19 protein-coding genes are annotated in these 17390 nt (G+C 63.2%); 3 read left to right on the top strand and 16 right to left on the bottom strand.

Annotation, left to right across the window (positions count from 1 at the left end):
- Positions 1-11 precede the first annotated feature (11 nt).
- Genes BR71_RS02450 through BR71_RS02440 form a run of 3 tightly spaced genes read right to left on the bottom strand, consistent with a single transcriptional unit; the run spans position 12 to position 3784 of the window.
- Positions 12-1949, bottom strand: coding sequence for a transglutaminase TgpA family protein (locus BR71_RS02450; RefSeq protein WP_043632247.1), 1938 nt, complete (start codon positions 1947-1949; stop codon positions 12-14).
- Positions 1936-2904, bottom strand: a complete 969-nt coding sequence (locus BR71_RS02445; protein WP_043632244.1) for a DUF58 domain-containing protein — start codon at positions 2902-2904, stop codon at positions 1936-1938. The genes BR71_RS02450 and BR71_RS02445 overlap by 14 nt, the downstream gene beginning before the upstream one ends.
- Positions 2888-3784, bottom strand: coding sequence for an AAA family ATPase (locus BR71_RS02440; protein ID WP_043632241.1), 897 nt, complete (start codon positions 3782-3784; stop codon positions 2888-2890). The genes BR71_RS02445 and BR71_RS02440 overlap by 17 nt, the downstream gene beginning before the upstream one ends.
- Positions 3785-3857: 73 nt before the next feature.
- Between BR71_RS02440 and BR71_RS02435 the strand changes: the two genes are divergently transcribed.
- Positions 3858-4817, top strand: coding sequence for a histone deacetylase family protein (locus BR71_RS02435; protein WP_244269578.1), 960 nt, complete (start codon positions 3858-3860; stop codon positions 4815-4817).
- 64 nt (positions 4818-4881) lie between these two features.
- Here BR71_RS02435 and plsY read toward each other — a convergent pair whose 3' ends face one another.
- Entirely contained in the window at positions 4882-5511 is a 630-nt protein-coding gene (gene plsY, locus BR71_RS02430; protein WP_019102890.1) for a glycerol-3-phosphate 1-O-acyltransferase PlsY, read from the bottom strand.
- A 73-nt stretch (positions 5512-5584) separates the two neighbouring features.
- Between plsY and BR71_RS02425 the strand changes: the two genes are divergently transcribed.
- Together BR71_RS02425 and BR71_RS02420 are read left to right on the top strand one after the other, a co-directional pair.
- Positions 5585-5944 (top strand): dihydroneopterin aldolase, encoded by a 360-nt coding sequence (locus BR71_RS02425; protein ID WP_019102891.1) that lies wholly within the window; start codon positions 5585-5587, stop codon positions 5942-5944.
- Positions 5945-6016: 72 nt separating this feature from the next.
- Positions 6017-6442 (top strand): PaaI family thioesterase, encoded by a 426-nt coding sequence (locus BR71_RS02420; RefSeq protein ID WP_043632237.1) that lies wholly within the window; start codon positions 6017-6019, stop codon positions 6440-6442.
- Positions 6443-6456: 14 nt separating this feature from the next.
- Here BR71_RS02420 and BR71_RS02415 read toward each other — a convergent pair whose 3' ends face one another.
- The 12 genes from BR71_RS02415 to deoA form a co-directional block, all read right to left on the bottom strand.
- Complete coding sequence (locus tag BR71_RS02415) at positions 6457-6747, bottom strand: hypothetical protein (protein ID WP_152596948.1); 291 nt, start codon at positions 6745-6747, stop codon at positions 6457-6459.
- A 74-nt stretch (positions 6748-6821) separates the two neighbouring features.
- A complete protein-coding gene (locus BR71_RS02410; protein ID WP_244269577.1) occupies positions 6822-7214 on the bottom strand; it encodes a group II truncated hemoglobin in 393 nt (130 codons plus the stop codon).
- Entirely contained in the window at positions 7211-8419 is a 1209-nt protein-coding gene (gene purT, locus BR71_RS02405; RefSeq protein ID WP_043632234.1) for a formate-dependent phosphoribosylglycinamide formyltransferase, read from the bottom strand. The genes BR71_RS02410 and purT overlap by 4 nt, the downstream gene beginning before the upstream one ends.
- Before the next feature lie 115 nt (positions 8420-8534).
- The gene (locus BR71_RS02400) at positions 8535-9791 is read right to left on the bottom strand and encodes a D-amino acid dehydrogenase (protein WP_043632230.1); all 1257 of its coding nucleotides are present in this window, start codon (positions 9789-9791) and stop codon (positions 8535-8537) included.
- Between the two features lie 210 nt (positions 9792-10001).
- Positions 10002-10853 (bottom strand): CheR family methyltransferase, encoded by an 852-nt coding sequence (locus tag BR71_RS02395; RefSeq protein WP_043632226.1) that lies wholly within the window; start codon positions 10851-10853, stop codon positions 10002-10004.
- 62 nt (positions 10854-10915) lie between these two features.
- A complete protein-coding gene (gene erpA, locus BR71_RS02390) occupies positions 10916-11248 on the bottom strand; it encodes an iron-sulfur cluster insertion protein ErpA (protein WP_019102898.1) in 333 nt (110 codons plus the stop codon).
- Between the two features lie 216 nt (positions 11249-11464).
- On the bottom strand, positions 11465-12493 hold the full coding sequence (argC, locus tag BR71_RS02385; RefSeq protein ID WP_043632223.1) for an N-acetyl-gamma-glutamyl-phosphate reductase: 1029 nt from the start codon (positions 12491-12493) through the stop codon (positions 11465-11467).
- 156 nt (positions 12494-12649) lie between these two features.
- Positions 12650-13042 carry a 30S ribosomal protein S9 gene (gene rpsI / locus BR71_RS02380; protein WP_019102900.1) on the bottom strand — a complete coding sequence of 131 codons (393 nt, stop codon included), beginning with the start codon at positions 13040-13042 and terminating at the stop codon, positions 12650-12652.
- A 15-nt stretch (positions 13043-13057) separates the two neighbouring features.
- Complete coding sequence (gene rplM, locus BR71_RS02375; RefSeq protein WP_019102901.1) at positions 13058-13486, bottom strand: 50S ribosomal protein L13; 429 nt, start codon at positions 13484-13486, stop codon at positions 13058-13060.
- A 499-nt stretch (positions 13487-13985) separates the two neighbouring features.
- Complete coding sequence (gene deoD / locus BR71_RS02370) at positions 13986-14696, bottom strand: purine-nucleoside phosphorylase (protein ID WP_043632219.1); 711 nt, start codon at positions 14694-14696, stop codon at positions 13986-13988.
- A gap of 70 nt (positions 14697-14766) precedes the next feature.
- The gene (locus BR71_RS02365) at positions 14767-15981 is read right to left on the bottom strand and encodes a phosphopentomutase (protein ID WP_043632215.1); all 1215 of its coding nucleotides are present in this window, start codon (positions 15979-15981) and stop codon (positions 14767-14769) included.
- Positions 15982-15996: 15 nt separating this feature from the next.
- On the bottom strand, positions 15997-17322 hold the full coding sequence (deoA, locus tag BR71_RS02360; protein ID WP_043632212.1) for a thymidine phosphorylase: 1326 nt from the start codon (positions 17320-17322) through the stop codon (positions 15997-15999).
- Positions 17323-17390: the final 68 nt, after the last annotated feature.

Below are 17390 nucleotides of genomic sequence, written 5' to 3'. Positions count from 1 at the left end.
CGGGGGCTTCGTTATTTGCGCGCCAGACGAAAACGGCGGCAGCGGCGCAGCCAGTCCATATGCCGAGCGGCGTCTACGGCGCGCGAGCGATAGCGCAAGGCCACGTAATCATGCACCAGCGCCTTCAGCTGTCGGTATTCCGCATCCGCCAAACCGGGCTTGGCGCGGCGCAGCAGCTCCAAAGGACCATCGCAAGAGCTGGCCTCAATCCGGCGCCGGCGCAGTTGCTCCAACAGCAGCCGCCATCCCCGCGCCATCGGCTCCTCCCGCCCGCGGCCCCGCCGCCACCACCAGGCCAAGGGCAGGCCCGCCAGCAAGACACCGACAAACAAAGCCTGCAACACGCTGGTCGCGCTCACGCTTTCCCCCAGCCCCAAGCGTTGAAACACGTTACGCTGCCGAGCGGCGTCATAACCCACCACCCATTGCTGCCAGGCAAAGCCCGCCGCTTGCCAGTTTTGACGTAAATTACGCAACCAGGCCGGCGGCAAACCCGTCACCCCGCCTTCCTTCAGCGCCGGCACAGCTTGTTCCGCGCCGTCCGCCAGACGCAGCGGCGCCACCGCGCCAGTGGGATCGACGCGCAGCCATTGTTGGCTTCCCGCCTGCCAAATCTCCACCCAAGCGTGAGCGTCGGACGACTTCACTTGCCAGAAACGCCCTACCGGATTGTATTCGCCGCCCTGATAACCGACGACAATCCGCGCCGGCATGCCGGCGGCGCGCGCCAGAAACGCCAATGCCGACGCGTAATGCTCGCAAAAACCTTGCCGGCTGGAAAACAGGAATTGATCGATCTCGTCTTGCTGGTCCAACAACGGCGGATTCAGCGTATAGCGAAAGCCCTGGCTGCGAAACGCCTGCAAGGCGGCTGGCACGAAAGCGCCCTCTCCGCGCGCCGCCAACTCTCGCGCCCAAGCGCGAGCTCGGGAATTGCCGGGCGGCAAGCGCAGGTAAAACGCGCGCTCGGAGTCGGACAAAACCGCCTGGTAGCGCGCGCCCAGCCGACTGACGGCGTGAAACCGCTGCGTCCTGCTGTCCTTGCCGTCTCCGCGCAACACCATGCCGTATCGCAAGCTCGACGCGCCTTCGCCCGGCTGCGGCACATCCAGCGCCGGCAAGCGTCCCTTGTCCGGCTCCAGCGTGATCGCGTACTCCACCGCCTCGCCGCCGCTGACGCTCTCCTCCGCCTCGCCGCGCGCCTCGCCGCCGCTCCAGCGGCTGCCGTCGAAACGATCCAGCAACAAGACCCGCCAGTACATCTGCGCCCGCTGCGGCGGCCGCTGCGGGAACACAACGGAAAACGCCGGCTCCCGGCTCAGAATCAGCTGACTGACGCTGCCCGGCGCCAAACTGTCGCCCAGGCCGCTGACCGCCTGCCTGCCCGGTTCGCTGGGCATGCTCCACAGCGGCCCGGATAGCCGCGGCATGACTACGAACAAGACCAGCATCAAGGGCAGCGCCAGGCCTAGGGCCGACGCGGCCGAACGCAGGCTGCCTCGCCACGGCGCGCCCTCCAGCGCCGCCATCGCGCCGGTCAGCGCCAACAGGCTCAGAGCCAGCCAGACCGCAGCCACCGGCGACTGATCAAACAGCAAGGGCATGGCGGCCAGAAACACCCCCAGGGCGATCAACACCCGCCAATCCCGCAGTTGAGCGCACTCCTGCGCCTTGAAGCCCAGCAGCAGCAGCAAAATACCAACGCCGCCCTCCCGCCCCACCAGGGTGCCGAGCGTGCGCCAGGACAGCCAGGCGGCCAAAAGCAGCGGCGGCAACAGCCACCAGAACGCAGGAGGCGCTCTGCGCCGCCAGACCAAGACCGCCTTGCCCAGCAATAAGGCAAAGGCCAAGGCGACCAGCCACAACGGCAGATGCAACCATAGCGGCGCGGCGCTCAGGGCCACCGCCGCCAGCGTCGGCCACACCCTGCCGCGATCAGGGACGCTCATCGCCGCGCTCCAGATACAAAGCCAGGGCCGTCAGCGCCAATAAACGCTGTTGCGGTTGCGGGCCCACGCTGCGTGTCGGCAGCTTCAGCACATAAGGTTGGCGCAGGCGCTCGCATTGCTCGACGCGCCAAGCCAAGCGCGACAGCTTGAGCTCCACGTCGCCGCCACGGCCGTAATCCTGCCAATCCAAGGCCAGCAAGCCGGCGCGCCCTTCCCCGGCAAATTGCTTGCTGACCAACGCGCCTCTGCGCGCCAGCACTTTCCAGGCAATGCGGCGCGGCGAATCCCCGACTCGATACGCGTCCAGATGAGAGAAGTCCTCTTCCTCGCCCGGCTGATCGCTGGGCTGATCGCCGCCGCCCAGGCTGCGGCCGCGCTGGCCGTCCTGCAGAGGGGCGGGAAACAACAGCGCCTGAGCCCTCAGCCTGACCCAAGCGCTGGCGCGCACCAGGCCAAACGGCGCCTCGCTCCAGATCTGACAGGCCGGCAAAGCCATATAACCGCGCCGGCTGCCGCAGACGCTCAGTTCCACCTCGAACTCCGCGCCGCCGGGCAGCCGTTCAATCCGGGTCTCCACGCCATCCTCAAGCGCCAAGCTCAGTTGACGCTCGCCGTCGTCCTCATGCCGCAGCAACACGCGGAAACGCGCGGCATCGCCAGCGAAGACGGGCTCCGCGTCCAGCGCGCGCAGCTGCAGACCGGCCAATTGCCGGTAAGCCAGCAGCACCGCCACCAGCAGCAAGCCGGCCACCCAGAACGATAAGGCGTAGGCCAGGCTGACGTCGTAGTTCAATGCGCCTATCCACACCGCCAGCGCCACCAGGCCAAGCGTCAGGCCAAAACGGGTGGGCAACAGATAGATCCGGTTTTGTTCCAGCCGGCACTGCGGCTGCGGCTGCGCGCGGCGCAGCATCCATTGCCGCAGACGGCGGCGCGGATCAAGGGATGGGAACATGGGCGAGCAGGCCGCTGGCGGCGTCGCCGCCATTGCCGCCTAACAGGCGATGGCCGGCTACGCTGGGAAAAACCGCTTTTACGTCCTCCGGCAACACGTGATCGCGCCCTTCCAGCAAAGCCCAGGCGCGCGCCGCGGCCGCCAGCGCCAAACCCGCGCGCGGGCTCAGTCCCGAGGCGAAGCGGCTGTCCCGGCGCGTGGCCTCCACCAAAGCCAGCACATAGCCGGCCAAGGCCGGGCTCACGGTCAACTGCGCGGCCTGACGCTGCAGCGCGACCAAGTCGCCGGGACGCAAGGCCGGCACCAGTTGAGCCAGCAGTTGACGGCGGTCTTCGCCTTGCAGCAAGGCCAGTTCGGCCTCGCGCGGCGGATAGCCCAGCGAAATGCGCATCAGGAAGCGGTCCTGCTGCGACTCCGGCAAAGGGAAGGTGCCGGCTTGCTCCGCCGGGTTCTGAGTGGCAATGACGAAGAAGGGTTCGGGCAAGGGATAGGTGGCGCCGTCGACCGAAACCTGGCGCTCTTCCATCGCCTCCAGCAAGGCGGATTGCAACTTGGGCGACGCGCGATTGATCTCGTCGGCCAGCAGCACCTGGGAAAACACCGGCCCCTGATGGAAGTGGAAGGAGGCGGAATCTCGCTGGTAGATATTGACGCCCAGAATGTCCGAGGGCAGCAGATCGCTGGTGAACTGTACCCGACGGTACTCCAGGCCCAGCACCCCGGCCAGGCCGTGCGCCAGCGTGGTCTTGCCCACGCCGGGAACGTCCTCGATCAGCAAATGGCCGCGAGCGATCAAGCAGGTCAAGGCCAGGCGGATTGCCTGTGGCTTACCCAGGATCAGCTGATTCAGTTGACGATACGCAATGGAGAGAGATTGCATTTGCACCCGCTTACGCGCACTATTTATCGATATCACATATCCCGCGCCCATTGTACGCAACAAGGAATCGCACGTGTTGACCTGGCTGAAAAATCGCTTGCAACGCTCTGGGCTCACCGCCTACATCACCCACCCGGACTGTCTGCAGCACAATATGGGCGTGGGCCACCCGGAATGCCCGGAGCGCCTGATCGCCATCCGCGACCAGCTCATGGCCTCGCAGATACTGGACGGGCTGCAGGAAATCGAAGCGCCGGAGGTCACCGAACAACAACTGGCGCGCGTGCATCCTCCGCACTATCTCGAATATCTGGAGTCCTGCTCTCCCAGCATAGGCACTTTTCGCGTGGATCCGGACACCGCGATGTCCGCCGGCACGCTGCAAGCCGCCCGGCGCGCCGCCGGCGCCGTGGTCAAAGCGGTGGAACTAGTGGCCGAGGACAAAGCGCCCAACGCCTTCTGCGCGGTGCGCCCGCCCGGCCATCACGCCGAAAGCGGCAAGGCGATGGGTTTCTGCTTCTTCAACAATCTCGCGATCGGCGTCACCCACGCGCTGGCTCACTATCAATTCGAACGAGTGGCGGTGATAGACTTCGACGTCCATCACGGCAACGGCACCGAGGAAATCCTGCGCGATGACCCCAGAGTGCTGATGGTGTCCATCTTCCAGCATCCGTTCTACCCCTATTGCGGCGATGCGCCGCTGGGCCCGAACATGCACAACGTGCCGCTCAAGGCCGGGAGCGGCGGACGCGAATTCCGCGAAGCGGTGGAGACGGTGTGGCTGCCGATCTTGCACGACTTCCGGCCGCAGATCCTGTTCATCTCCGCCGGCTTCGACGCCCACCGCGAAGATGATATGGGCTCTCTGGGGCTGGTGGAGGCCGATTACGAGTGGGTGACCCGCCACCTGATGCAGATTGCCGATCTCTACGCCGACGGCCGCGTGGTGTCGGTGCTGGAAGGCGGCTACGACCTGTCGGCGCTGGGCCGCAGCGTGGCCGCCCACCTGCGGGTGCTGTCCGACGGCTGATCCTGGCTGCTCAAAAACAAAAGGCCGTCGCAATTGACGGCCTTTATGTTTGGCGGAACACAGTTCAGGAGGAGCTCTTGTCGGTGCCCTTGCCGCCTATCTTGTCCTCTTGCCCCGTCAGGAGCTTGATCAGATTGGACTTATGGCGATGCACCACCAGAATGGCGATGATGATGCAGCTGCCGAAATAAACGCTTTGCGGCCCGACGATGAAGTAAGCGTATACCGGTGTAAGCACACAGGCGACGATGGCGGACAGCGAGGAGATTTTCAGCACGAAAGCGACAAACAACCAGGTGGCCAATGCCGCCAGCGCCAGCCACGGGCTAAAGCCCAGCAATACCCCCACCGCGGTGGCCACGCCCTTGCCCCCCTTGAAACCGAAGAACACCGGCCACATGTGGCCGATCAGCACCGCCAGCGCCGACATCGCGATAGCCTGCTCGCCCAGGCCGTATTGCGGGCCGAACCAGGCGGTCAACGCTACCGCCACCCAGCCCTTGACCCCGTCGCCGAGCAAGGTCAGCACCGCCGCCAGCTTTTTACCGCTGCGCAACACATTGGTGGCGCCCGGGTTGCCGGAGCCGTAACTGCGCGGGTCGGCCATGCCCATAGCCTTGCTGACAATCACCGCGAACGAGAGCGAGCCAATCAGATAAGCCGCAACAACAAAGGCAAAAGCTGTCGTGGTCATGGTGTATCCATTAGAATAGAAGGCTTCGGATTTTACGGTATCGGGCGGCAAACCCCAACTCCCAGACAAACTGATGGACATCATATTCCTGCGCGAAGTGCGCGCCGACACCATTATCGGTGTCTACGAATGGGAGCGGAAAGCCCCGCAAACCATTGAAATCGACCTGGAAATCGGCATTCCCAGCGAAGCGCCCTGTCACAGCGACAATATCGGCGACACCATACATTACGGTGTCGTGGTGGAGCGCTTGCGCAAGGCGCTGGCGGAGCAGCATTTCCTGCTGCTGGAAGCGCTGGCGGAGTACATCGCCAAGGTGATTCGCGAGGACTTCGGCGCGCCTTGGGCCAGGGTATCGGTTACCAAGCTGGGCATTCTGCCCGGCGTCAAACGCGTCGGCGTCCTGATCGAACGCGGCCACCGCCCGCGCTGAGTCCAGTCCCCTGGCATTGACGTCCGGGCCCCGGCGCTTGATGATGTTTAGGTCATCGCGCCGGAGCGCCCTATGCCTCGTCTATCCGTCCCGGAATTCCAAAGCCTGATCGATCAGGAACTGCCCTTGGTCCGCCTGTTCGGCATCCGGACCGAGTCCATTGCCGATGGCGGCGCGGTATTGCGCATGCACTTCAACCCGGACCTGATCCGGCCGGGCGGGACCATCGCCGGCCCCGCCCTGATGGCGCTGGCCGACGCCACGCTGTACGCCGTGGTGCTGGGGATGATAGGCAGGGTGGAACTGGCCGTCACCACCAGCCTCAACATCAACTTCCTGCGTAAGCCGCCGCCGGCGGACGTGATTGCGGAAGGCCGCATCCTGAAACTGGGCAAACGGCTGGCGGTGGGAGAGGTCTTGCTGTTGTCGGCCAAGCTGGAAGAACCGGTGGCCCATGTCACCGGCACCTACTCGATTCCGCCGCTGTCAGGAAGCTGAGGCGGCTACGGGCCTCAGTCCGTGTTCACTTTCAAACGCAGGCCAAACTGCTTGGGCGTCAAACGCAAGGACAGCTGAGCTTGCTTGTTCAAGTCCAGCACCGGGGACAACGACAGACGGTTGCTGACCGCTTCGCGCTCAAAGCGCAGGCCGCCAATGGTGATGTCCTTGCCAGCGCTCCGGGGAGCGGATTTGCCTCCCTCGTCGGACGGCGAGGCGCAAGCCCAGGCTTGCGGCAGACACGCCTCAGCAACGCCCGCGCATCCCCACAAGCCCAGCCACAATATCAACAACTTGCACGCCATGCGCTCCATCTCCGCCAGATGAAATGCGAGAACCTCCTCTCATCATGGACACTGGCGCGCCGGCTGCAAGTTTTTTATTGATTGCGCATGAAATCGGCGGTGTTATGGAAAGCCTCGATCAGCTTTTGTTTCAGCCAATCCTCGGCCACCAGTTCGTCCACCGCGCGGCTCATGCAGGACATCCACTGATCCCGCGCCGCCTCATCCACCGCAAACGGCATATGGCGCATGCGCAGCCGCGGATGGCCAAAGGCTTCCATGTACAAGGAAGGGCCTCCCAGCCAGCCGGACAAGAACATGAACAGCTTCTGGCGCGAACCGCTCAGGTCCTGCGGGTGCATATCGCGCAGCGGCTTGACCGCCGGATCGCTATCCATGATGTCGTAAAAACGGTCAGTCAACCAACACACCACGCCTTCGCCGCCCAACAATTGATAGGGCGTCATTTCCCGCACTTCATCGCTCACGCTTTATTCCCCGTCGTCGGCCGCACCAGCGCGGCCGCCGTTCTGGCCCGCTCGCGGGCCTGTTCCACCGTCTCCGCCGTAGCCAGAGCCACGCCCATGCGGCGCTTCAAATAACTTTCCGGCTTGCCGAATAAACGCAAGTCCGCCCCCGGCACTCGCAAGGCGGCATCCACACCGTCAAAGACGATGCCTGCCTCGTCCAGGCCGCCATATATCACCGCCGACGCGCCGGCGCTAAACAACGCGGCGTCCACCGGCAGGCCCAGAATGGCCCGCGCGTGCAGTTCGAATTCGGACCAACGCTGAGTCGCCAGCGTCACCAAACCGGTGTCGTGCGGCCGCGGGCTCACTTCGGAGAACCATACCTGATCGCCCTTGATGAATAGCTCCACGCCAAACAAGCCTCGGCCGCCCAGCGCGTCGGTCACCGCCTTGGCCACCTCGCGCGCGCGCAATAAGGCCAACTCGCTCATAGGCTGTGGCTGCCAGCTTTCCACGTAATCGCCGCTGCGCTGCAAATGACCGACCGGCGCGCAGAAATGCGTGGCGATGCCCCCTGCCTCGTCCGTCGCGCGCACGGTCAACTGAGTGATTTCATAATCGAAATCGATGAAGCCCTCGACAATCACCCTGCCCTTGTCCACTCGGCCGCTGCTGGCGGCGTACTGCCAGGCCTTGGCCACGTCCTCCGGCCCGCGCAACAGGGATTGCCCCTTGCCGCTGGACGACATCACCGGCTTCACCAGGCAGGGGTAGCCGATACCGTCGTCTATCGCGGCTTGCAACTCTTCCAAACTGGACGCGAACGCGTACGGCGAGGTGGGCAGCCCCAGCTCCTCCGCCGCCAGTCTGCGTATTCCTTCGCGGTTCATCGTCAAGTGGGCGGCGCGCGCGGTGGGAATCACCTCGGCCAGGCCGTCCGCCTCAATGCGCAGCAGCTCGTCGGTGGCGATGGCCTCGATCTCCGGCACGATCAGATGCGGGCGCACTTGCTCCACCAGCCGGCGCAAGGCCGCGGCGTCCGACATGTCGATCACATGGCTGGCGTGGGCCACCTGCATCGCCGGCGCGCCGGCGTAACGATCCACGGCGACGGTTTCCACTCCCAGCCGCTGCAAGGCGATCACCACCTCCTTGCCCAGCTCCCCGCTGCCCAACAACATCACCCTGACGGCACTGCGACTTTGCGGCGTTCCGATACGCATGACGATCTTTCCTGGATATGAATGGCTTAGCCCGCCGGCGGCGGACGATGGGAATCCGAATCGGCGCGATTTTACCATGCGTCGGGCATCGACTCGCTTCAGTTGAGCCTATCGCTCAAGCACGGCAAAACTCAAAATCCAACGCTGGCGTTTCGCCGCTGATGATCTCGGCCAGCGCGCGCCCGGAGCCTGCGCCTTCGGTCCAACCCAAGGTGCCGTGGCCGGTATTCAGATACAAACGCCTCAAGCGGCTGGGGCCGATCAGCGGCACATTGCCCGGCGTGGCCGGCCGCAGGCCACTCCAGAAACGGGCGCGCTCCCAATCACAAGCGTCGCCGAACAAGGCGCGGCCGCGCTGCAGCAACAAATCGCAACGCCGCGGCTCAAGGTGGGTGGAATAGCCGGACAGCTCAGCAGTGCCGGCGATGCGCAATTCGTTGCCCAGCCGCGACACCACCACCTTGTGGGCCTCGTCTGTAATGCTGGTCAACGGCGCGGCGGCCGCATCCAGAATCGGCAGAGTGGCGGAATAGCCCTTGGCCGGGTACACCGGCAGGCGCAAACCGGCCTGCGCCGCCAGCAATGGCGAATAAGAGCCCAGCGCCAAAACATAGGCGTCGGCCTCAATCCGCCCGTAAGCGCCGTCAGCGGCGGTAACGGACACTCCGCTCACCGCGCCGTCGGCGCACTCCAGCGCATTGATCCGCGTCTGAAAGCGGAACTCCACGCCACGCAGCGCACAGGCCTGGGCCAGAGCGACGGTGAAGAGATGCACGTTGCCGGACTCGTCGTCCGGGCTCCAGCACGCGCCGCTCAGCTCGGGCTGAATGCGCGCCAAGGCCGGCTCCCTCTCCAACGCCTGCAGAGGCGTCAGCAGGCTTTTTTCCACACCCAGCGCGCGCATCCGTTCGCAGACGTTCCGGGCCTGCGCCAGTTCCGCCGGCGAAAACAGCAAAGTCAGAATGCCACGCTGCAACTGCTGGTAATCGATGCCCAGTTCCCGGCGCAAGCCGCGCAGCGTATCGCGGCTGTACAGGCCAAGCGCCACCATCTGGCGCATATTGCGCTCGCTGCGCCCCGGCATGCATTCACGCAGGAAATCCAAACCCCAGCGCCATTGCCTCGCATCCAGCCGGGGCCGGAACAACAGCGGCGCGTCGTCGCGCAACAGCCAACTCAATACCCGCCAAGGCGCGCGTGGATTAGCCCAAGGCTCGGACTGACTGACCGAAATCTGGCCGCCATTGGCGAAACTGGTTTCTCTCGCCGCGCCGCTGGCGCGGTCTACCACCACCACTTGGTGGCCCCTCTCCGCCAAAAACCAGGCGGTGGACACGCCGATGACGCCGGCGCCCAGGACAACTACTCTCATCGACTCTCCACAAAAGCCAATGGGCAAGACCCGCTTGCCCATTAGCCTTGCCAGCCGCAATCCGCTGTTAGAACCTGCTCATGGTCTGCTACGCGTCGGCGATACCGCGTTGAAACCGGCTTCGAATGCTCATGCGCCGCTTGCACATTCCGCTTTCTCAGCCGTTTTCGCCTTGTCTCACCCTTGCTCGCGAGACTTTGAAGCAGGTTCTTACGGCTTCTTCGCGTGCTCGTAAACCGTCTTGCCGCGCAGATGAAAATAATCCGACGCGAAATAGAAATTCTCGGAATGACCAACGAACAGCAGGCCGTCCGGCTTCAAAAGCGGCGCAAAGCGCTTTAGCACGCCGAACTGGGTGTCGCGATCAAAGTAAATCATGACGTTGCGGCAGAAAATGGCATCGAACTGACGTTTAACCGACCAGTTGCTCTCCACAAGGTTCAAACGCTGGAAGGTGATCATATTGCGCAGCTGGGCCTTGGCCTGGAAGCTGCCGTCCGGCTGCTTGTCGAAATACTTCGCGGCGTAACCGGGCGGCAGGCGCGCCACTTTGTCGGCGGCGTAAATGCCCTTGCGCCCGGTTTCCAGCACGCTGGTGTCCAGGTCGGTGGCCAGCACGCTGATGCGCGCGCCCGGCACCGCCTCCAAGGCGGTGATCGCCAGCGAGTACGGCTCCTCCCCGGTGGACGACGCCGCGCACCAGATCGCCAGTTCTCCGCCTGCCGCCGCTTTCTTCTTCAGATGCTCGGCCAGCAGCGGGAAATGATGTTCTTCGCGGAAGAAGAAAGTCAGATTGGTGGTCAGCGCGTTGACGAACTGTTCAAACTCGCGCTTGCCGCTGATCGACTCCAGAAAATCGACATAGGCGGCGAAGCCGGGAAGCTTCAGCTCGCGGATGCGACGCACCAAGCGGCCGTAAACCATGTCTTTCTTCGACGGGTTCAACGAAATGCCCGCTTCCTTGTAGATCAGTTTGCGAATGCGCTCGAAGTCGGCATCGCTAAACGCGAATTCACGCGTGAATTCGATCTTCGGCAAGACGACGGGTGGCAGCTTATTCATTTTGTTGTCCCCATAAAAAAGGCCCGGGCAATAGCCCGAGCCTGTATTCTACCGCGTCCGGATCACACCGAGAACGACGAACCACAACCGCAGGTGGTGGTAGCGTTCGGATTGCGGATCACGAACTGGGAGCCTTCCAGGCTTTCCTGGTAATCGATTTCAGCGCCGACCAGATACTGGTAGCTCATCGGATCCACCAGGAAGGTCACGCCTTGTCTCTCTATAGCGGTATCGTCTTCATTTGCGATTTCGTCAAATGTGAAACCGTACTGGAAGCCGGAGCAGCCGCCGCCGGTCACGAAGACGCGCAGTTTCAGATCGGGATTGCCTTCCTCGGCGATCAGCTCCTGCACCTTGGAACAAGCGCTTTGGCTGAAGTTGATCGGGGACGGCATTTCAGTTGCAGCATTAGTCATGTCAAACCTCGCAATTCAGTTCCGGGGCCTCGAGAAACCCGCCAACAGTCCACAGCGGCCTGGCTGCGCGCGCTGCGGTTTCTCAAACCCCTTCTCAAGCCGGCAGAGCGGCATTCACCCACTATTTTAGTCGGATATTGGGGCCGATGGCGAGTCTTCAAGCGAACTAGTTCTTTCCGCGCATGCGCGGGTGTCTCATGGCAGCAAGGGAACGATGTCCAACCCAGCCTGTTCCGGCAGCCCAAACATCAAGTTCATGTTCTGTACCGCCTGACCCGCCGCGCCCTTGACCAGATTGTCTATCACCGACAACACCACCACGGTGTCACCGCCCTGCGGCTTGTGCGCGGCGATGCGGCACACATTGGCGCCTCGCACCGAGCGCGTCTCCGGATGGCTGCCGGCCGGCAGCACGTCGACGAAGGCTTCGCCCTCGTAGCGGCGCTCGAAGAGCGCCTGCACATCAACGTCGGCCTTCAACCGCGCGTACAGCGTGGCGTGGATGCCGCGTATCATCGGCGTCAGGTGCGGCACAAAGGTTAGCCCCACAGGCTGAGCAGCCGCACGGCCCAGGCCCTGACGGATTTCAGGCAGATGGCGGTGACCTGCCACGCCGTAAGCCTTGAAAGAGTCTCCGGCCTCGGCCAGCAAGGCCCCCACTTCCGCCTTGCGCCCGGCGCCGGACACGCCGGACTTGCAGTCGGCGATCAGGCTGGACAGCTCCACCGCGCCGGCTTCGATCAAGGGCAGGAAGCCCAGCTGCACCGCGGTCGGATAGCAGCCCGGATTCGCCACCAGCCGCGCGCCGCGTATGGCTTCGCGGTTGATTTCCGGCAGCCCGTACACCGCTTCGGCCACCAGATCCGGCGAGCCGTGGCTCATGCCGTACCATTTTTCCCACTCGGCGACATCCTGGATCCGATAATCGGCGGCCAGGTCCACCACCCGCACGCCGGCGGCCAGCAGTTCGCGCGCCTCGTTCATCGCAATACCGTTGGGTGTGGCGAAAAACACCACATCGCAGTCCTGCAGCCGGGCTTCGTCGGGAGTGGAAAACGCCAGATCGATGCGACCTCGCAAGCTGGGAAACAAGTCGGCCACCTTCATGCCGGCCTCCTTGCGCGAGGTGACCGCGGTCACGCGCGCCGACGGGTGGCCTGCCAGCAAGCGGAGCAATTCGACACCCGTGTAACCGGTGCCCCCGACGATTCCCACCTTGATCATGCCCATTCCTTTATATAAAACAGCGTCGCAAAAACGACAGTGTAGGCACTGCGATGCTGCCTTGCAATATGAAAGGGGAGAAGCGGGAAAACGACAGACAAAGAAAAAACCGCCTGGCAAACGCAGGCGGTTTTCTTGAAAACAGAATTCGGCGAATTAACGCTTGGAGAACTGCTTGGCGCGGCGAGCTTTGCGCAGGCCGACTTTTTTACGCTCAACTTCACGAGCATCGCGGGTCACGTAACCAGCAGCGGACAGAGCCGGCTTCAACGCGGTGTCGAAGTCGATCAGCGCGCGAGTGATGCCGTGACGGATCGCGCCGGCTTGGCCGGTTTCGCCGCCGCCGACAACATTCACCTTGATGTCGAAGGATTCGAGGTTTTCGGTCAGCGCCAGCGGCTGGCGGATTACCATGCGACCGGTTTCACGAGCGAAATATTCATCAACCGGCTTGCCGTTGACGATGATCTGGCCCGAGCCCTTTTGCATGAACACGCGAGCTACGGAGCTCTTGCGACGGCCGGTGCCGTAGTAGTATTTACCGTTCATTTCTACGCCTTAAAATCAGATTTCCAGCACTTTCGGCTGTTGAGCAGTGTGCGGATGCTCGGAACCGGAGTACACCTTGAGTTTCTTGATCATGGCGTAGCCCAGCGGACCCTTCGGCAGCATGCCTTTTACGGCTTTTTCCAGAACGCGCTCCGGGAACTTGTCTTGCAGTTCGGTGAAGCTGCGCTCGTAGATACCACCCGGGTAGCCGGAGTGACGGTAGTACTTCTTGTCTTGTGCCTTGGCACCGGTAACGCGCAGCTTCTCGACGTTGACCACGACGATGAAATCGCCGGTATCTACGTGCGGGGTGTATTCCGGCTTGTGTTTGCCACGCAGGCGACGGGCGATCTCAGCAGCGAGGCGGCCCAAAACCTTGTCGTTGGCATCGACCACAAACCAGTCGCGTTTAACCTCATGCGGCTTGGCAGAAAAGGTCTTCATGGAACTCTTCCATCGTAATTCTTGAAAGTTACGGATTCTATTACAGCCCCGATCCAGCTGTCAAACCCTTGTGAGACAACAGAAATCCGGCTACCGGGCGGCGATGCTCCCGCGGAGGGAAAAATGCGGTTGGAATGAAGGGTTTGGCGGAGGCGGGGCAAAAAAAAAGCGCAACATCTAGCTTTGTTGCGCCAAGTTCCACCTAAAGAAGGAGGATGGAGGAGACAACACCAAAACGCACACTTTGCATGCCACGTCCTGATGCAGGTTTCATTATCTGCAGAGACTTGCTTCATTGCAAGGCTTTTTGTGCATCGCACTATAAAACGTGGCTTTTTACGTCACAAACACAAAAACCACTATTAAATCAATGACAAAATCACCACCGCACTGCAAGGCAAACTGGGAGCGGCCTTGTCTTTTATCTCGATTTTTGCCCTTCCAGGCGCCAAAACGGGGCCTAAAGGCCCCGTTGCGCTGTCAGACAATCGGCAAACGCTTACAGCTTGATCGCCGCGGCCAGAGCCACTTCCATCATGTCGCGGAAGGTGGTTTGACGCTCTTCGGCGCTGGTGGCCTCGCCGGTGGGGATAATGTCGGACACCGTCAGAATGCCCACCGCGCGCGCGCCGTATTGCGCGGCCACGCTGTAGATGCCGGCCAGCTCCATTTCGATGACCTTGACCTGCATTTTGTCCAGCACTTCCAGCATATTGGGCTGCACGCCGTAGAACAGATCGGCGGAGAACACATTGCCCACCGTCACCGGCTTGCCCTGCTCCGCCGCGGTGTCCACCACGGCGCGCAGCAGGCCGTAATCGGCGATGGCGGCGTAGTCGTGGTCGTTAAAGCGCATGCGGTTGACCTTGCTGTCGGTAGACGCGCCCATGGCGACGAAGAGCTCGCGCAATTTGATGTCAGGCGTCACCGCGCCGCAAGAGCCGATGCGGATGATGTTCTTGACGCCGTAGTCCTTGATCAGCTCGGTGGTGTAGATGCTGGCGGACGGAATACCCATGCCGTGAGCCATCACCGACAGGCGTTTGCCCTGGTAGGTGCCGGTGTAGCCGAACACATTGCGCACCGTAGTCACCAGCTTGGCGTCTTCCAGAAAGGTTTCCGCGATCATCTTCGCGCGCAGCGGGTCGCCCGGCATCAGCACGGTTTCGGCAAAATCGCCCGGTTGGGCGTTGATATGTGGGGTCGCCATCGTCTTTAGTCTCCAAATTCAAAAGAGCCCCGGCGCGTCAACGCCGAGGCGTATTGCATTCAGCCGCGTCTCACAGGAAGGACTGGCCGTAATCCATGGGGCTCAGGCCCAGGTGAGCCGCCACGGTCTGGCCGATGTCGGCAAAGGTGGCGCGTTCGCCCAGGGAGCCGGCCGGCACGTTCTTGCCGTAGCACAGCACCGGGATATGTTCGCGGGTATGGTCCGTGCCCTCCCAGGTGGGATCGCAGCCATGGTCCGCGGACAGGATCAGAATATCGTCGTCGCCAAGCGCCGCCATCACCTCAGGCAGACGCGCGTCGAACTCCTCCAGCGCGCGGGCGTAGCCGGCGGTGTCGCGGCGGTGGCCGTAACTGGAGTCGAAGTCGACGAAGTTGGCCATGATGATGGCCGGCCGCTCGCGGTGATCGCGCATCGCGCCCAGGGTGGCGTCCCACAATTGGTCAAAGCCGGTGGCCTTGTGCTTGTGGGTAATGCCGACATGGGCGTAGATGTCGGCGATCTTGCCGATGGACACCACGTCGCCGCCGGCCTTGGCCAGTTTTTCCAGCACCGTAGCCGCCGGCGGCTCCACCGCCAAGTCCTTGCGATTGCCGGTGCGCACAAACTGGCCTTTGCCTTCGCCGACGAAGGGACGGGCGATGACGCGGCCGATATTGTACGGCTCCAGCAGTTCGCGGGTGATCTTGCACAGCTGGTACAAACGCTCCAGGCCGAAGGTTTCTTCATGACAGGCGATCTGAAACACCGAATCCGCCGAGGTGTAGAAGATGGGCTTGCCGCTCTTCATATGCTCCTCGCCGAGCCGGTCCAGAATCTCGGTACCGGAGGCGTGACAGTTGCCCAGATAGCCGGGCAGTTCCGCCTTGGCGACGATGGCGTCCAGCAGTTCTTGCGGGAAGCTGTTGTCGTGGTCGCTGAAATAGCCCCAGTCGAACAATACCGGCACGCCGGCGATTTCCCAGTGACCAGAGGGTGTGTCCTTGCCGCTGGACAGCTCGCGCGCGTAGCCGTAGGCCGCCACGGGCTCCGCCGGGTCCATGCCCTCCGGAAAATAGCCGGAGGACAAGCGGCAGGCGTGCCCAAGACCCATGCGGGATAGATTGGGCAGGGTCAGCGCGCCGTTGCGGCCGATGTTGGCGCGGCCGGCGGCCGCCTCCATGGCGATGTGGCCCAGCGTGTTGCTGCCGGCGTCTCCGAACTGCGGGGCGTCGGCGGCGGCGCCGATGCCCAGCGAATCCAGAATGAGAATGATGGCTCGTTTCATATTGCCGCTCCGGGATTACTGCTGGCGAATCTTCTGATAGACCAACGGCAACGCGGAAGGTGCCGCGTCCGCCAGTTGGATCGCCGCCTTGAGGCGGCGCTCCGCGTCGGCGAAGCTGTTTTCGTCTGCCGCGTGAATATAAGCCAGCGGCGCGCCGGCGTCGATGCGCTGCCCCAGCTCGACAAAGCGGGACAGGCCGACTCGGAAATCCAGCTCGTCGCTGGGCAGGCGGCGCCCGCCGCCCAGCGCGCACACCGCCATGCCGATGCCTCGGGTGTCCATGCCGCCGACGAAGCCGGCGCGCTCGGCCAGCACCGGGCGCACGATGGGAGCCGGCGCCATATGGGAATCATAGTTCTCCATGAAGTCGGCCGGGCCGCCCAGCGCGGCCACCATGCGGCCGAAGATCTCGGCGGCGCGGCCGGAATCCAGCGCGGTCTGCAGCTTGTCGCGCGCCTCGGCCTCGTCCTTGGCCAATTTGCCCACCACCAGCATCTCGGCGCACAGCGCCATGGTGACTTCATGCAGCCTCGGATTGCGCTCGTCGCCCTTCAGGTAACGCACCGCCTCGCGGGTTTCTATGCTATTGCCGGCGGTCCAGGCCAGCGGCTGGCTCATTTCGGTGATCAGCGCGCTGGTGGCCACGCCGGCGCCGTTGCCCACCTTGACGATGCGTTCCGCCAGTTCCACGGATTTCTCCATCGTCGGCATGAAAGCGCCGGTGCCTGCCTTCACGTCCATCACCAGGGCGTCCAGGCCGGCGGCCAGTTTTTTGGACAGAATCGACGCGGTGATCATCGCCACCGACTCCACCGTCGCAGTCACGTCGCGCACCGCGTAAACGCGGCGGTCGGCCGGTGCCAGGTCCGAAGTCTGGCCGATGATGGCCACGCCCACTTCCTTGACCACGCGGCGGAACTCGTCCGGGCTGGGGAAAGGATTGTAGCCGGGAATCGCCGACAGCTTGTCCAGCGTGCCGCCGGTATGGCCCAGGCCGCGGCCGGAAATCATGGGCACGAAGCCGCCGCAGGCGGCCACCATCGGCCCCAGCATCAGCGACACCACGTCGCCGACGCCGCCGGTGGAGTGCTTGTCCACCACAGGGCCGGGCAGATTAAGGTCGCTCCACTGCATGCGGCGGCCGGAGTCGCGCATCGCCAACGCCATATGCACGTTTTCTTCCAGGGCCATGCCGTTGAAGTACACCGCCATGGTCAGCGCGGAGATTTGACTATCGGCCACGCTGCCGTCGGTGATGCCGGCGACGAACTGTTGGATATCCTGTTGCGACAACGCCTGGCCGTCGCGTTTCTTGCGAATGATTTCCTGAGGCAAAAACATGGCATTCTCCCTGCCTTGCGCCTGCCGCGGCGCAGCGCGCCGCAAGCAATAAATAATGGCCGGGCCCC

It is taken from the genome of Chromobacterium haemolyticum DSM 19808, from assembly GCF_000711885.1.
Classification (GTDB): domain Bacteria; phylum Pseudomonadota; class Gammaproteobacteria; order Burkholderiales; family Chromobacteriaceae; genus Chromobacterium; species Chromobacterium haemolyticum.
Note: the sequence above shows the minus strand (reverse complement) of the source record. Positions and strands in the feature narration are given on the sequence as shown.

Bases quoted from the DNA above. Each gene is read 5' to 3' on its own strand.
- rpsI (WP_019102900.1), bottom strand. From the start codon at position 13,042: ATGAACGGTAAATACTACTACGGCACCGGCCGTCGCAAGAGCTCCGTA.
- purT (WP_043632234.1), bottom strand. From the start codon at position 8,419: ATGCGTATCGGAACGCCGCAAAGTCGCAGTGCCGTCAGGGTGATGTTG.
- BR71_RS02415 (WP_152596948.1), bottom strand. From the start codon at position 6,747: ATGGCGTGCAAGTTGTTGATATTGTGGCTGGGCTTGTGGGGATGCGCG.
- deoA (WP_043632212.1), bottom strand. From the start codon at position 17,322: ATGTTTTTGCCTCAGGAAATCATTCGCAAGAAACGCGACGGCCAGGCG.
- BR71_RS02420 (WP_043632237.1), top strand. From the start codon at position 6,017: ATGCCTCGTCTATCCGTCCCGGAATTCCAAAGCCTGATCGATCAGGAA.
- BR71_RS02395 (WP_043632226.1), bottom strand. From the start codon at position 10,853: ATGAATAAGCTGCCACCCGTCGTCTTGCCGAAGATCGAATTCACGCGT.
- erpA (WP_019102898.1), bottom strand. From the start codon at position 11,248: ATGCCGTCCCCGATCAACTTCAGCCAAAGCGCTTGTTCCAAGGTGCAG.
- BR71_RS02400 (WP_043632230.1), bottom strand. From the start codon at position 9,791: ATGAGAGTAGTTGTCCTGGGCGCCGGCGTCATCGGCGTGTCCACCGCC.
- BR71_RS02425 (WP_019102891.1), top strand. From the start codon at position 5,585: ATGGACATCATATTCCTGCGCGAAGTGCGCGCCGACACCATTATCGGT.
- BR71_RS02450 (WP_043632247.1), bottom strand. From the start codon at position 1,949: ATGAGCGTCCCTGATCGCGGCAGGGTGTGGCCGACGCTGGCGGCGGTG.
- rplM (WP_019102901.1), bottom strand. From the start codon at position 13,486: ATGAAGACCTTTTCTGCCAAGCCGCATGAGGTTAAACGCGACTGGTTT.
- plsY (WP_019102890.1), bottom strand. From the start codon at position 5,511: ATGACCACGACAGCTTTTGCCTTTGTTGTTGCGGCTTATCTGATTGGC.
- argC (WP_043632223.1), bottom strand. From the start codon at position 12,493: ATGATCAAGGTGGGAATCGTCGGGGGCACCGGTTACACGGGTGTCGAA.
- BR71_RS02445 (WP_043632244.1), bottom strand. From the start codon at position 2,904: ATGTTCCCATCCCTTGATCCGCGCCGCCGTCTGCGGCAATGGATGCTG.
- BR71_RS02440 (WP_043632241.1), bottom strand. From the start codon at position 3,784: ATGCAATCTCTCTCCATTGCGTATCGTCAACTGAATCAGCTGATCCTG.
- deoD (WP_043632219.1), bottom strand. From the start codon at position 14,696: ATGGCGACCCCACATATCAACGCCCAACCGGGCGATTTTGCCGAAACC.
- BR71_RS02365 (WP_043632215.1), bottom strand. From the start codon at position 15,981: ATGAAACGAGCCATCATTCTCATTCTGGATTCGCTGGGCATCGGCGCC.